The sequence below is a fragment of the Pseudodesulfovibrio alkaliphilus genome (genome assembly GCF_009729555.1).
In the GTDB taxonomy this organism is placed as follows: Bacteria; Desulfobacterota; Desulfovibrionia; order Desulfovibrionales; family Desulfovibrionaceae; genus Pseudodesulfovibrio; species Pseudodesulfovibrio alkaliphilus.
In genome coordinates this window covers 392,597-406,654 of record NZ_WODC01000001.1, presented here as the reverse complement: position 1 = coordinate 406,654, position 14,058 = coordinate 392,597, and the positions used below count along the sequence as shown (strand labels likewise).

At 57.5% G+C, this 14,058-nt stretch carries 10 protein-coding genes; 8 read left to right on the top strand and 2 right to left on the bottom strand.

All coding sequences use genetic code 11. The features are described from left to right. Nucleotides 1–82: 82 nt before the first annotated feature. Genes GKC30_RS02035 through GKC30_RS02025 form a run of 3 tightly spaced genes read left to right on the top strand, consistent with a single transcriptional unit; the run spans nt 83 to nt 3,912 of the window. Nucleotides 83–1,480 (top strand): 3'-5' exonuclease, encoded by a 1,398-nt coding sequence (locus GKC30_RS02035; RefSeq protein WP_196772781.1) that lies wholly within the window; start codon nt 83–85, stop codon nt 1,478–1,480. Beyond that, a complete protein-coding gene (locus tag GKC30_RS02030; RefSeq protein WP_196772780.1) occupies nt 1,470–2,165 on the top strand; it encodes a DarT ssDNA thymidine ADP-ribosyltransferase family protein in 696 nt (231 codons plus the stop codon). Before GKC30_RS02035 ends, GKC30_RS02030 begins: the two co-directional genes overlap by 11 nt. Before the next feature lies 1 nt (nt 2,166). Next, nucleotides 2,167–3,912, top strand: coding sequence for an ADP-ribosylglycohydrolase family protein (locus GKC30_RS02025; protein ID WP_155931996.1), 1,746 nt, complete (start codon nt 2,167–2,169; stop codon nt 3,910–3,912). Between the two features lie 165 nt (nt 3,913–4,077). Here the strand turns inward: GKC30_RS02025 and rarD are convergent, their stop codons facing one another. Then, on the bottom strand, nt 4,078–5,055 hold the full coding sequence (gene rarD, locus GKC30_RS02020; RefSeq protein WP_155931994.1) for an EamA family transporter RarD: 978 nt from the start codon (nt 5,053–5,055) through the stop codon (nt 4,078–4,080). Nucleotides 5,056–5,200: 145 nt separating this feature from the next. Continuing rightward, nucleotides 5,201–6,688, bottom strand: a complete 1,488-nt coding sequence (locus GKC30_RS02015) for an aminotransferase-like domain-containing protein (protein ID WP_155931992.1) — start codon at nt 6,686–6,688, stop codon at nt 5,201–5,203. A 140-nt stretch (nt 6,689–6,828) separates the two neighbouring features. Between GKC30_RS02015 and GKC30_RS02010 the strand changes: the two genes are divergently transcribed. The 5 genes from GKC30_RS02010 to GKC30_RS01990 all read left to right on the top strand — a co-directional run bounded on the left by GKC30_RS02010 (nt 6,829) and on the right by GKC30_RS01990 (nt 13,972). After that, nucleotides 6,829–7,548 carry an AzlC family ABC transporter permease gene (locus GKC30_RS02010; protein WP_231117019.1) on the top strand — a complete coding sequence of 240 codons (720 nt, stop codon included), beginning with the start codon at nt 6,829–6,831 and terminating at the stop codon, nt 7,546–7,548. Next, nucleotides 7,524–7,850 (top strand): AzlD domain-containing protein, encoded by a 327-nt coding sequence (locus GKC30_RS02005; protein ID WP_367613921.1) that lies wholly within the window; start codon nt 7,524–7,526, stop codon nt 7,848–7,850. The genes GKC30_RS02010 and GKC30_RS02005 overlap by 25 nt, the downstream gene beginning before the upstream one ends. Nucleotides 7,851–7,984: 134 nt before the next feature. Then, the gene (locus GKC30_RS02000; RefSeq protein WP_155931990.1) at nt 7,985–11,311 is read left to right on the top strand and encodes a response regulator; all 3,327 of its coding nucleotides are present in this window, start codon (nt 7,985–7,987) and stop codon (nt 11,309–11,311) included. Between the two features lie 77 nt (nt 11,312–11,388). After that, a complete protein-coding gene (locus GKC30_RS01995) occupies nt 11,389–13,080 on the top strand; it encodes an AMP-binding protein (RefSeq protein WP_155932364.1) in 1,692 nt (563 codons plus the stop codon). A gap of 88 nt (nt 13,081–13,168) precedes the next feature. Continuing rightward, nucleotides 13,169–13,972 (top strand): class I SAM-dependent methyltransferase, encoded by an 804-nt coding sequence (locus GKC30_RS01990; protein WP_196772779.1) that lies wholly within the window; start codon nt 13,169–13,171, stop codon nt 13,970–13,972. The last annotated feature ends 86 nt before the right edge of the window (nt 13,973–14,058 follow it).

Genomic DNA, 14,058 nt, shown 5'->3' with positions numbered 1-14,058 from the left:
CATCCTTTCTCATGGTAATTGGATTTTCGATAGTCGTCTATTAAATCAAAAATTTGAAAATCCAATATGCTTTGGAGGCAACATGTCACTGCCAAAACCAGAAGGTAGACAAAAAGAGGTTGTCTACTTGCCAGCCAAAGGTCATTTCGCAATTTTAGGGACTGCTGGTAGCGGTAAAACTACGATGGCGATTTTGCGCGCCTTATTCTTGTCTGACCCCAATACTGATCATTGTGGGAATACCCTGTTGGTAACATTCAATGTTACGCTAGTAACCTATTTGAAGTCCTTACTTGTTGGTATTCCAAATGATATCATTGTAGAAAATTATCATAAGGTTGCTCGAGGATATCTCAATTCACGCGGCAAAATGCGATATGGAGCTATTGCAAGCAACGATTTAAGGGAGAGGATTCTCAACCAAGTCATTTCGGACAAAAGGGCTGAGCATGGAAATCTTCCGCTTTTGAATCGGTCCGCCGATTTTTTTGTCGAAGAAGTTAAGTGGATAAGTCAACACGGTCTTCGGACATTACAAGACTATGTTGCCGCCGAAAGGCAAGGTCGGGGGCATTTCCGTATGAGAAGAGCCCAGCGCCCGTTAATGTTTGAAGTGTACGAAGAGTATGTAAGCAGAAGGCGTGACCATGATAAGGATTACGATTGGGATGATCTATCATGCTCTGTTTCGGATGAACTAGACAATGATTATTCTCCTCGTCTGTATAAACATATCGTGATTGATGAGGGGCAGGATTTGTCGCCAGAAATGATTCGTTCTTTAGTTAAAATGGTTCCTGATGATGGTACGATCACTTTTTTTGGCGATGTCGCTCAACAAATTTATGGGAACAGGATGAGTTGGCGAAGTGCAGGCTTGGAAATCGCGAAAGTCTGGGAATTCGAAGAAAACTACCGAAATTCAAAGCAGATAGCTCGGCTGGCATTGGAAGTGTCGAGAATGCCGTTTTTTGAAGGCGTGCCCGACATTGTTGAGCCGAAGACGCCTGCTGCAGATGGTCCACTCCCAACTTTGGTTCGGTGTTCTGATTTAAATAGAGCTGCGAAATTGGCTACCGACCTAGGGGCGAGGCTGGCCCAAACGCAAAGTGTTGCAATTCTCTACAGAACGAGAAGTGTTGAACGTATTTTGGAACCTCTGCTGCCGGCGGGGAGTACGCGATTGCGGCGAGATATGAATGAGTGGATTGATGGACCAGGAATTCGCTATGGAACGTTTCATTCGAGCAAGGGGCTTGAGTTTGATACAGTCATCATGCCTTTCTGCACACTTGAGGATTTACCGAACTCAGAGTCGGTATCTCTATTCGGTGAAGAAGAGGCTATGGCGATTGATGGACGATTATTTTATGTCGGAGTAACTCGTGCAAAGCGGGTGTTGTTGGCTATATATTATGATGAGCTAACCCCATTGATGCCTGAAAATAAAGGTTTATATGGAGTGTTTGATGATGAGTAGTTTGGTCAAGGACAAGGTGCAAGAGCTAGGGATTAGCCGTTTGTGCCATTTTACACCGTCAAGAAATCTTCCGTATATGCTAGAAGGAAGGGCTGGGGTGCTGCCAACAAAGTTGTTGGCTGGTGATGTTAGAAAGGTTTATAATCCTACGGACTTAGATCGACTCGACGGGCATCCAGAATCGATTTGCTGTTCAATAGAATATCCGAATGCGTGGTATCTCTCAAAAGCCAAAGGGAAAGAAAAGTTGTTTTCAGATTGGCTGGTCCTCCTAATTTCTCCGCATTATCTGTGGCAGGAAGGGACACTTTTTTGTCCTCGAAATGCTGCAACACAGTATGGACGATTGTTGAGAGAAGGCGTTGACGGCTTTTCGTGGTTGTATGAAGATGTCGTGGTGGGATCCTATGGAAAAAATTTCGTCCGAGGTGCAACTCGGATAAGTGCATGCCCAACAGACGAACAGGCAGAAGTCCTCGTCAAAGGCAAGATTCCATTAGAGGATATTCAGGGGATTTGCGTAGTGAATGAAACGCAAGCTAAAAACGAATTAGCAAGAATTCGAATAAACCAACAAGTTTTGGATGTACCTTTCTACGTAGCTCCTGATTTGTTTGATAAATACGAGTTGAGTAGGATGATTCAAGCAGGCGAGAGACCTCGAGAAATCCTATTTGGAGAATGAGATGAGCAATACCCTCACAATAGATATAAATTCTAAATCATGCGGATCATTTCTTGGGGCGGCGATAGGGGATTCCCTTGGATGGCCTTACGAGTTGCGTGCTGGAACTGTTCAGGTTTCGTATACTGGCAAAGACGCTTTTCCCGATTGGTCTAGAAGAACTGGTGGTAGGTTCTACAATCATGAAGAAGTTATTGGCGCTGGGGACTATAGTGATGACACTCAACTGATTTTAGCAACTGCCAGAAGTCTTCAGTATGGTAAAAAATGGTTTGATGCATTTTCATTAGTTGAACTTCCATTTTGGACCAAGTATGAGCGCGGTGGTGGAGGGGCAACCAAGCGAGCAGCTAAGCTTTGGCTGGAAGGAAGACAGCCTTGGCAAGCGGCGGATAAACAGCGGCATCAATATTTTCAAGCAGGTGGCAATGGCGTGGCAATGAGAATCCTTCCTCATTGCATAGATAGGGCAGTTGATGCTGAATTTAGATTACTTGCGAATGATATCTTTCGTAATGGCATCACTACACATGGTCACCCATTAGCTCTTATTGGTGCTTTAGCATATGGGTATGCTGTTTGGCATGGGGTTAAGGTCTTTAAGACATTAGAGTATGGTGAATTAGTCGATACGCTTCTTTCTTCTGTGTCTGATTGGGGGGCGATACCTAGCGATAATGATCTTTATGGTGAATGGTTTGATGCTGCGAATCAAGCTTTGAAAAACTATCAAGAATTGTGGAACAAATCTCTAGATAGCTTTGTACGCAACCTAGAATTCATAAAAAGCGAAATACAAAAGGGAGCATTGCTAGTCGAAGGCGATGTACTTGGTAAAATTGGTTTTTATGATAAGCGAATCAATGGAGCTGGTACAGTCGCTGCTATGTCTGCTGTGTTCATTGTAAGTTCAAATGCGATAAACCCAGAACAAGGGCTGTTGAAAGTTGCGAAAGCTGATGGTGCAGATTCAGATACGATTGCCTCAATGGCTGGAGGGCTGTATGGTGCTCTTTTTGGTGAAGAGTGGGCAGCAAGATATATAGAATATGTTCAAGATCGCGAATATATTAGAAGGATTTCCAAACAAATTGTTAATAATCCAGGGGCAACCGATAAAACTCCGCCACCTATTACGGAAAGCATGTTGACGTCTTTTTATAACAAGCTTCCTGCCCTTATCGCAGATAAGAAAGTCATATTACCTGATGGTAGGAGAGCTACATTGCTAGAAGGTGTCGAGATTGCACCTGAGACGGCAAAGTATAGCGTAGTTAGGTATAAATTTATTACTGATGATAGCCAGAAATTGTACATAAAGAAGTTTTCTCGGAAGCCTCAAAAAGAGAGAACCCTTTTGGATTATGCTACTACTGCTCATGGAAAGTCAGATATTGCAAGGCCACAGTCTGTTTCTAATCGTATTGGTGTTAAAATAGGCACCTCACTTTTTGAAGAAACTATTGACTTTTATTCAAATCGAGCTGGTCTTGAAGTGAAGAAGAAGACGAACGATTATGCTCGCTTTAAGAATGGTCTTTCAGTCTACAAGAATGCAAAAAACAAAAATGGCGAGCAGACACCATCACTAGTGCTTTGCTTCATGGTTGAGGATATCAAAGCTGTTTTTAAAAACATCGAACAGTCTGATCTCAAAATAGTGACAAGCCTAACCACGGCAGAGGCTGAATCCTTTTTTAAGTGCTTAGACCCTAATGGCTATGTTGTCGAATTTAATCAAGTGTAGTCGTCTGAGCTAGCTTCTTCCTACAGCTAAACAGACTACCATCTTGCAATTTAAGACACCCAGGAAAGCCTTTCCGACAATTGCTCCTCCTGGGGCGGGCAAAAGGGGAACGGACTTCTGGTTTCATCGTGGATCGCGATGGACGTTGAGGGGAAGCGGAGCGTGTCAGGGCTCCCGGCCCTTGGGCGCGGGATCGGTCGGCACCGTTGTCGTTGCTTCGGGGGTGCGGTCGACCATGGTCCGGGTGCGGCGATGGCGGCGGATGGCCCGGATCGAGTCGATGGTGTACAGGGCCAGCCCGCTCCAGATCAGGGCGAAGGTCAGCAGGTGCGTCGGGCCGAAGGGCTCGTTGTAGACAAAGATGCCAAGAGAGAAGGCGATGGAGGGCGCAATGTATTGCAGCAGCCCCACGGTGGTCAGGCGGAGCCGACGCGCACCAAAGGCGAAACCGATGAGAGGCAGGGCCGTGGCGGCGCCTGCGCCTATCAGCAGCAGGTCGATGTGCGAGTTGCCGGCCAGAAAGCCGCTGCGGCCAGCGGCCTGGAGGTGCAGCACATAGAGCAGGGCGGCCGGGGCCAGGACCATGGTTTCGAGAAACAGGCCGGGCAGGGATTCCACGGCCGCGATCTTGCGCAGCAGCCCGTAGCAGGCGAAGGTCACGGCCAGGGTCAGGGAAATCCAGGGGAATTCTCCGTAACCGATCACGGAGTTGGCCACCCCCAGGGCGGCCAGGCCGATGGCCGTGGTCTGCAGGGGGTTGAGCCGTTCGCGGAAGAAGAGGAACCCAAAGAGGACGTTAACCAGCGGGTTGATGTAATAGCCCAGGCTGGTGGCCAGGACATTGCCGTTGTTCACGGCCCAGATGTAGATGAGCCAGTTGCAGGCGATGGTCAGGCTGCTCAGGCTCAGGATGAGCAGGTTTCTCGGCGAGCGCAGGGGGGCGAAGGTCTCGGCCCAGCGATGCTTGCAGGACAGGATGGCGGCGATGAAGACCAGTGACCAGAGGATGCGGTGGCAGAGAATTTCGAGAGGAGCCACGTCCTGGACCGCCTTCCAGTAGACCGGAAGCAGCCCCCAGGCGATGAATGCGGCGAGGGCGGCAAGAAGCCCGGCAGTGATGTCGCTTGGGGGTCGTGAGGTCATGCCCGTGGTCCGGTTCGCGGTTGTTGCGGTGCTGGCTTCCTGCGCCAGGAAGGGAGGCTACGCCTGCGTCCCGGCGCGGTAAAGGGAAAATTCGCCGGACATTCGGCGGACCGGGGGGATGGCGCTGGGCGGCGCGATGTCGCCGTCACTCCCCGCCGAGCATGGCCGAGGCCATCTGGCCCAGGGTGCGGATGCCGTCGTGCAGGGCGTCGGTCCAGGGTGCGCCGCAACTGAGGCGGATGTATCCGGCAAATGCGTCGCCAGTGGAGAAGATGGCCCCGGGCGCGATGCCGATGGACCTGGCCCGGGCGCGGAAGAAGAGTTCCACCGAGTCCACGCCGCCGGGCAGTTGGACCCAGAGCACGGCCCCGCCTGACGGATGGCTGACGCGGGTGCCGGGCGGAAAGTGCCTGCCCAGATGGAGTTGCATGGTGTCCATCTGCCGCTCCAGGGCGGATCGCAGCCGTTTGAGGTGACGCTCCATGCGGCCCTGGCGAAGATACTCGGCGATGGCCATTTGGGCCGGGGTCGAGGTGGAGACGTTGGTGGTGGCCTTGATCTCCAGCACCTTGCGGCGAAACCGGCCGGGCAGCATCCAGCCCACGCGATAGCCAGGGGAGAGGGTCTTCGAGAAGGAGGAGCAGAGCAGGACCAGCCCGGCCCTGTCGTATTGCTTGTAGGTGCCTGGACGCGCCTGGGCGAAGTGCAGGTCCGTGGACACGTCGTCCTCCACCAGCGGGATGTCCCGGCGGGCGAGCATGGACACGATCTCGCGTCTGGCTGCGTCCGGGGTCAGGCTGGCGTCCGGATTGTTGAAGTTGGGGGCCAGAACACAGGCCGCGATGGCGAAGGTACGCAGGGCGCGGTCAAGCTCCTCCGGGCGGACGCCGCCCTCGGGGTGGGACGGAATCTCCACGGCCCTCAGGCCCAGGGTTTCGAGAAGTTGCAGGAAGCAGTAATAGGTGGGCGACTGGATGAGCACGGCGTCGCCTGCGCGGCAGACAGAGCGCAGGGCCAGATAGAGCGCCTCCATGCACCCGGCCGTGACCACCGGCTCGTCAGGGGCCGTGTTCATGCCGTGCTCCATGGAGCGAAAGGCGATCTGACGCACCAGTTCCGGGTCGCCGGGGATGGGCGCGTAGCCCATGGCCCGGACAGGGTCATCGCGTACCACTGCCGCCGTGATCCGTGAAAGCTCCTTGCGCGGCAGCAGTTCAGGCCCGGGGGCGATGACGCCAAGCGGCACGGTGTCGCTTCGGCCCACGGCCTCGAGCACGGTCTGGATCAGCCCGCTGCGTGTCACCGGACGGGGGCCGTCGTGGTGGCCGGACTCGGTGCGCTCCGCAAGGGGCAGCCGGACGGCCGGGCGGCGGACAAAGAACCCTGAGCGTGGCCTTGATTCGATGACTCCCTTGCGCTCCAGTTCCACATAGGCCTGATTGGCCGTGGAAATGGACACCCCGAGGTTGGCGCTCAGGGTGCGCAGGGAAGGCAGTCTGTCGCCCAGGCCGAGGGCGCCGGACCCGACCATGGTCATGATGTGGCGCTCCACAGCCTGATAGCGGTAGGACGCCCCGCCGTCTGGTGCGGTATCGTGCGGGACGTGGTCGCCCGATGTTGTCTGGTCGTGCATGGCGCCCCCTGGGCAGGACTCTGCGGAAAAATCTGTTCCGTATGAAAATCTTGTTGTCTGTGTCTGTACTGATGGCAGTTTTTCCCTTTTACTGCAAGGCCATGGCAGGACAAGACGCCGGTATGGGGGAGGGCCAGGAGATGAACAGCGAAATCATGGAGCCGCAGGCGGGCTTTGCCGCATGGCTTCCGGGCGTCCGGCAGGCGCTGCCCATTGTCATGGGCTATCTGCCCGTTGGCGCGGCCTTTGGCGTGCTGGCCCACAAGACGGGGCTTTCGGCCGCTGAGACCGCGCTCATGTCGCTGCTGGTCTACGCGGGCTCGGCCCAGCTCATTGCGGTGGCCATGTTTGCCGCAGGCATGCCGCCGGTATCCATTGTGGTCACCACCTTTGTGGTCAACCTGCGCCACCTGCTCATGACAGCTTCCCTGGCACCGGGGCTCAAGGGGTGGAGCCGGTGCCAACTCGGACTGTTCGCCTATCAGGTCACGGATGAGACCTTTGCCGTGCACTCCTCCCGCTTTGCCAGGGGCGAGACGGGCCGCGCCGTGGGCTTCGCCATCAACGTCACAGCCCACGCGGCCTGGGTGCTGGCTTCCTGGCTGGGCCACCTTGCCGGGGCGGCCATACCGGATGTCAGGCCCCTGGGCCTTGATTACGCCCTGCCCGCCATGTTCATCGCCCTCCTGACCATGCAGGTGCGCAACGGGCTGCACGTCCTGGTGGCCGGGTTCAGCGGACTGGCGGCCATGGTTCTGATCCAGGCCGGGGCCGACAGGTTCAGCGTGATCGTCGCCACCATTGCTGGCGCAACCTTTGGAGCGGGAGTGGAGTCGTGGATGAAACGGCAGTCTTCCTGACCATTGTCGGCATGACTCTGGTTACCTATGGGCCGAGGGTGGCCCCTGTGTTGCTCCTGGCCTCGCGCTCCCTGCCCGGGCCGGTGGTGCGCTGGCTCTCCTACGTGCCCACAGCCGTGCTTTCGGCCATGCTCTTTCCCGCGCTCCTGCTCCCGGACGGGGGATTCGCCCTCGGCCTGGACAATCTCTTTCTCTGGGCGGCGCTTCCCGCCTTTCTTCTCGCCTGGAAGACGCGCAGCTTCTTTGGCACCGTGGCCCTGGGCATGGGGCTGGTGGCCGCTGGCCGCTGGTTTTTCGGATAGCTCCCTGGCCCGGCTGTTCCCGTCCGTATCTAATAATGGATTTGCCGGACGGTTTCAGGTATCGGTGTCCTGGCTGCGGCCTTCGTCCCGGCGGCGAGCATCGTGCAGGCCCGGCCGAAGCCAATGGGGGCTCCATGGCAATCCGTATCCTCTTTTTGACAGCGCTGTTCTGCCTGTCCGTCCACCTTCCCGCATCCGCCGGAGAGGGGAGTGTCCGGGTGGGCTACTACGAGAATTCCCCCCTCGCCTTCACCGGCCCTGACGGCGCTGCCCAGGGCCTTGTGCCGGACATTGTGCGGGCCGTGGGCAAGGCCCTTGGGCGCGAGACGGTTTTCGTGCCGGGCACCCGGGAAGAGTGCCGGGGCAGACTCCTTGCAGGAGAAACGGACCTCTGCGCGGGGCTGCCCTTTTCCTACGGCGACGGGAATGTGATCTTTTCCGGGAATTCCATCATTGCCGACTGGGGTGCGGTGTATGTGCGCGACCTGACCGTCTTGGGCATCAAGGATCTTGACGGCAGGAACGTGGGCTTTGGTCGCGACTGCTCCCATGTGGACGCCTTCAAGCGTCTGGTGGGAAGCCATGGCGTGGGCCTGACGCTGCGCATGTACGACACCTGCCGCGAGGCCCTGGCTGCCGTGGGCCGCGGCGATCTGGACGCTGCTGTGGCCAACCGGGTTCTCGGGCTGCGGCATCAGCGGGAACTGGGCGTGCAGGACACGCTCGTGTTTTTTGATCCGGTGAGCTTAAGGTTGGCTGCCCGGTCCGAGGCAGCCGAACTGCTGGCCGCCATGGACGCCGAACTGGGAGCGCTCCGCGTGGACCGGGGGTCTGCCTATCATCAGGCCATGCGGCGCTGGCTTTCGCCGACGGGCGAAAAAACCGGGGCGGGAGCTGTCGCCCTATGGGTCGCCTCGGTCGTGCTGGCTCTGCTGACCGTGGCCATCATCTGGCTTGGCCGAAGGCTGTTCAAGAAATCCTTTGAAGCGGACCGCACCGGCAAGGCCCTGGAGCAGGAGACAGAGATCCGCAAGCGGGCCCAGAGCGCCCTGTGGGAAAGCACTGAGCGGCACCGGGCCATGTTTATCGATAGTCATATGCCGCTGATGCTCGTGGAATCGGCCAGCGGGCGGATCAGAGAGGCAAACCCTGCGGCCGAGCGGTTCTACGGCTATCCGATGGGGCGATTGGTGGGCATGGACCTGGACGGTCTGCGCCCGGATTCAAGGCCCGAACACCTTGCGGACGGTCTGGACGACGTGAGGGAGGGCGGCGGCAAACGCCTGATAACCCGTCATCGGCTGGCGGACGGCCGCGTACGCGACGTGGAGCTTTTCGTCAGTGTGGTTCATCTGGGCGAGGTTGGCCATGACCTGGTCTGCGTACTCGACATTTCCGATCAAGTGGCCGCTGACCGGGCCAAGCGCGAGACCGACGAACGGCTCGATCTGGCTGTGCGCGGCGGCGATCTCGCCTTTTGGGACTGGGACGTGGCCGAGGACCTGCTGATTTTGAGCGATCGTTGGGCCGGGCTGCTGGAGTGCGGCTTTGACAGGCTGCCCCGCCGTCTGGAGGACTGGTACGGCCGTCTCCATCCCGATGATGCGGCGACGGTGCGCCACGAGGTGGAGCGCAGCCTGGCCGGAGACACCCCGGTTTTTCAGGTGGAGTATCGCGTCCGCACCGATGCGGACTCGTGGCGCTGGCTCGCCTCCCGCGGTCGGGTCTTCCATCGCGGGCCTGACGGCGACTCGCGCCGCATGGTCGGCATCGCCCACGATGTCACCGAGCGCAGACGCGCCGAAAACCGTCTGGCCAGCATCAACACCTGCGTTCTGGGATTCACCGCTGATCCCGACGAGAATATTTCGAGCCTGTGCGGGTTGATCCGCGAACTGCTGGGCGGGCAGGTGGGCTGCTACAACCGCTTTGGCTCCGGTGCCAGCGGCTGCGCCAGCATCCGCGGCACCAACTCCTGCGCCCTGAGCGCCGGCTGCATTGACGAGGGAGTCTTCGCCGCCATGATCGCAGAGGGCAAGCCCGGCGTGTTTCTGGTCAAAGATCTTGCGGATTCGCCCTATGCCGCGCAGACGCCGCACGCGGGCGAAGCGGCTCCGTCCACCTTTGCGGGCGAGCTGGTCTTCCTGGACGGCAAGGCCGTGGGTGCACTCTATGTTCTGTTTCGGGGGGATTTCGACCCCACGGAGAATGACAGGCAACTCATGGGCATAGTGGCCGCCACCATCAGGGTGGAGGAGGAACGCAAGCTCTCCGGCCAGCAGCTGATCAGGGCCAAGGAGGCGGCCGAGTCGGCCAATCGGGCCAAAAGCGAATTCCTGGCCAACATGAGTCACGAGATACGCACACCCCTCAACGGCATCTTCGGCATGCTCCAGCTGGTGGGCGGCACCCGTCTCGACGACGAGCAGCGCGACTATGTGGACACTGCGCTGAACTCCGGCCGCAGCCTCTTGCGCGTCATCAACGATGTGCTCGATTTCTCCAAGATGGAGGCCGGGATGCTCTCCCTTGAGAGCGAGCCCCTTGCGTTGCGCCATGTGGTGGCGGACGTGCTTGAGAATTTCACGGTTCAGGCCGCCGAACAGCAACTACTCATGGCCGTGGAGGTGGATGAGTCCGTGCCGCCGATGCTTGTGGGCGACGAGGCGCGCATTCGCCAGATACTCTTCAACCTCGTGGGCAATGCGGTCAAGTTCACCCCCTCGGGGCGGGTTACTGTGGAGGCATGGACGCAGCCCCTTGACGCTCCGGGCGAGATGCGCCTCTTTCTGGCGGTCAACGACACGGGCATCGGCATCCCGGCAGACATGCTCGCAACGGTCTTCAACGCCTTTTCCCAGGTGGACGGGTCGCATACCAGGAAATACGGCGGCACCGGCCTGGGCCTTGGCATCGTCAAGCGGCTGGCCGGGCTCATGGGCGGCGAAGTGTATGTGGAAAGTGACGAGGAGGGCACGCGCATCCACCTCTACATCAGGGTCCGCGAGGCGGACGAGGTGTCGCGTTCCTGCGATCTGGTGGTGCCGGTTCCTGAGAGCGTCAAACCCCTCACCGTACTTCTGGCCGAGGATGAGCCGGTCAATCGGGTGTCTGTTCTGCGGATGCTGGAAAAGCTCGGCCACAGGGTGGTCACGGCCGAAGACGGCGAACAGGCCCTGGACAGGCTCCGTTCCGGGGAGTTTGACATTATCCTCATGGACATCCAGATGCCCGGCCTTGACGGGCTTGCCGCCACCAGGATGATTCGGGATGACGAGAGCCTCGGCCCCAAGGCGCAGTTGCCCATCGTCGCCCTGACAGCCCATGCCATGCAGGGCGATCGCGAGAAGTTTCTGGCCGCGGGCATGGACGACTATCTGGCCAAACCCGTGGACTTTACCGACCTGGTCCGTGTGCTGTCGAGTCTTGTGCCGCGTCGGTCGGCCAAATCCCGGGCTTGACCCCTGCGCCCGGCGTGGTATGGATGCGGGCGCCCTGAGGCAGCCCCCACCTGGAGGAGAGTGTGAACACCGAAACCATGACCCTGAAGGACCTGCTGGTGACGGCAGCCGGCCGTTTTCCCGACAGGCCCGCCTTGAGCTATGTCGGCGAGGAGCCCATCAGTTACACCCGCTTCATTGATCTGGCCCACGCCGTGACCACCTTGCTGGCGGCAAATGGCGTCAATCCCGGCGACAAGGTGGCCATCATCGGCGAGAACATGCCCAACTGGGCCATCACCTATTTTGCCATCGTCTCCTCGGGAGCCATCGCCGTGCCCATCCTGCAGGAGTTCCATGTCAGCGCGGTCCACCACATCCTCAGGCACTCCGAGGCCAAGGTGGTTGTGGCTTCGAACCGCTACCTGCACAAGGTGGAGGAAGGCTCTTTCCCCAACCTGAAGACCGTGGTGGTCATGGACGACTTTTCCGTGGTCGATGAACAGGAGCAGCGCACCAGCTTCGAAGAGGCGGTGGAGCTGGGGCGCGAAAAGTTCGAGAAGTTCAGCGATGCCGCCCGACGTTTCATTGAGCGCAAGACCGGCAAGGGGGACTCCGGCCTGACCAGCGACAGCGTGGCCGCCATCCTCTACACCTCGGGCACCACAGGCCATTCCAAAGGGGTGGTCCTGACCCACGGCAACCTCGTCTCCAACGTCTTGGCCGGGGTCGCCACCATCCCGGTGTTCGAGACCGACCGCTTCCTGTCGGTGCTGCCCATGGCCCATACCTATGAATGCACGGTGGGCCTGCTTGTTCCGGTTCATTGCGGGGCTTCGGTCCACTACCTCAGGAAACCGCCCACACCCAAGACCCTGCTACCCGCCATGGAACAGGTCAGGCCCACGGTCATGAATGTGGTCCCCCTGATCATCGAGAAGATTTACAAGAGCCGGATCAAGCCCAAACTCTCGGGCAAGGGTGTCATGGGCGGGCTGATGAAGATCGGCGCGGCGCGGCGCCAGGTCTCCCGCATCGCCGGAAGAAAACTCATTGAGGCCTTTGGCGGCAGTCTGCGCTGCATGTGTATCGGCGGCGCTCCCCTGTCGCCCGAAGTGGAGCGTTTCCTCGGGGAGGCCCAAGTGCCCTACGCCATCGGCTACGGCATGACCGAGACCTCGCCGCTGCTGGCTGGGGCCCCGCCGGACCGCCAGCGCTTCCGGGCCATCGGCCCGCCGCTGCCCGGCATCGAGCTGATGATCGCCGACCCCAACCCGGCCACGGGCGAGGGGGAGATATACGCCAAAGGGCCCAACGTCATGCGCGAGTATTACAAGGCGCCGCGGGACACGGCCGACACCTTCACCGAGGATGGCTGGCTCAAGACCGGCGATCTCGGCCTCATCGACGAGGACGGCTACCTCTATATCAAGGGCCGTCTCAAGAACGTGATCATCGGTTCCAGCGGGGAAAATATCTATCCCGAAGAGATCGAGTCCATCATCAACGGCTGCGACCACGTCATGGAATCCATGGTCTACGACGCGGCGGGCAAGCTCTCGGCCCGCATCCATCTCAACTACGAGACTCTGGACGAGGTCTTCGGGGTCAAGAAGATGATGGAGTCCGAGGTCAGGGCCAAGGTCCAGGGCGTTCTCGAGGCCGTGCGCCAGGAAACCAACTCCAAGGTCTCCACCTTCGCCCGCCTCGCCCGCGTGGTGGAGCAGGTGGAGCCCTTTGAGAAGACCCCCACCCAGAAGATCAAGCGCTTCATCTATCTGGACAACTGATCCGCCAAAGGCCATGCGTATTGATCGGCGGGCGTACACTCCAACAAGTGCTCTTGAGGTTTGATACATGTTGAACAGCTGTGACGATATGAAGGACGTAGATAGTTTTCACTTTGGATATACCCGGGCGAAGGTATACGAGCTGGTCACTGGACATTGTCCTGTCGGGAAAAGGATCCTCGAATATTCCTGCGGAGATGGCGCTCTTTGCGCCGCTTTGCAGGAGGTTGGATACGAAGTGACCGGAACCAATTATTCTGTGTACAAGAACGCAAACAAAAACGTAAAAATCGTTAATGGCGTTGATCTTACAGAGAAAACTCCCTTTGAAAATGAGAGCTTTGATTGTGTGATTATTTCAGAGACGGTACAGAATATTCCCAACCATGTCGCGGTATATAAAGAAGTTGCACGGGTTTTGAAACAGGGTGGAATTTTTGTTATGACCACCCCAAACATCATGAGCATTAAGTCACGGATTCATTTTTTTTTGACTGGTCTTTTCAAGGTCAAATGGAAATTCATCGGTTTTGATGTCCCAATGGACTGTTCTTTTGCCTACCACAATCATCCTGTGCATCTGCCTGTCGCGCTTTATTATTTTCATGCCCTTAACATGAAGCCCATAGATGTGGATGGCGTTTATCCGAAACTCAAGTCATACCTTTTTTATTTGCTCTTTGCTTGGTTGATTATTCCCTGCACATGGCTAACCACCATGAAGAAGGAGACAAATCTTGCCAACTCGAAACACGGGAAATCCGTTTTCGAAGCTCTGACCGCACGAACCACCTTGTGTTGCGACAGGCTTGCGTTGGCCGTGAGAAAAGAGGGCGATTCCGCGGCGGGAGAGGTCCAGTCGGAGTTGCCTGATTGGATAACGCGATATTGATTGGTGGGAATCTCTCGTCAAGGGTGGACAACTGATCCGCCAAAGGCCATGCGCGACAAAAGGCGCACCTCCATGGGGAGGTGCGC

What these genes read in the sequence shown, in the direction of transcription:
- GKC30_RS02030 (WP_196772780.1), top strand. Translation starts at nt 1,470, where the DNA reads ATGATGAGTAGTTTGGTCAAGGACAAGGTGCAAGAGCTAGGGATTAGC.
- GKC30_RS01995 (WP_155932364.1), top strand. Translation starts at nt 11,389, where the DNA reads ATGACCCTGAAGGACCTGCTGGTGACGGCAGCCGGCCGTTTTCCCGAC.
- rarD (WP_155931994.1), bottom strand. Translation starts at nt 5,055, where the DNA reads ATGACCTCACGACCCCCAAGCGACATCACTGCCGGGCTTCTTGCCGCC.
- GKC30_RS02035 (WP_196772781.1), top strand. Translation starts at nt 83, where the DNA reads ATGTCACTGCCAAAACCAGAAGGTAGACAAAAAGAGGTTGTCTACTTG.
- GKC30_RS02025 (WP_155931996.1), top strand. Translation starts at nt 2,167, where the DNA reads ATGAGCAATACCCTCACAATAGATATAAATTCTAAATCATGCGGATCA.
- GKC30_RS01990 (WP_196772779.1), top strand. Translation starts at nt 13,169, where the DNA reads ATGAAGGACGTAGATAGTTTTCACTTTGGATATACCCGGGCGAAGGTA.
- GKC30_RS02015 (WP_155931992.1), bottom strand. Translation starts at nt 6,688, where the DNA reads ATGCACGACCAGACAACATCGGGCGACCACGTCCCGCACGATACCGCA.
- GKC30_RS02000 (WP_155931990.1), top strand. Translation starts at nt 7,985, where the DNA reads ATGGCAATCCGTATCCTCTTTTTGACAGCGCTGTTCTGCCTGTCCGTC.
- GKC30_RS02010 (WP_231117019.1), top strand. Translation starts at nt 6,829, where the DNA reads ATGAACAGCGAAATCATGGAGCCGCAGGCGGGCTTTGCCGCATGGCTT.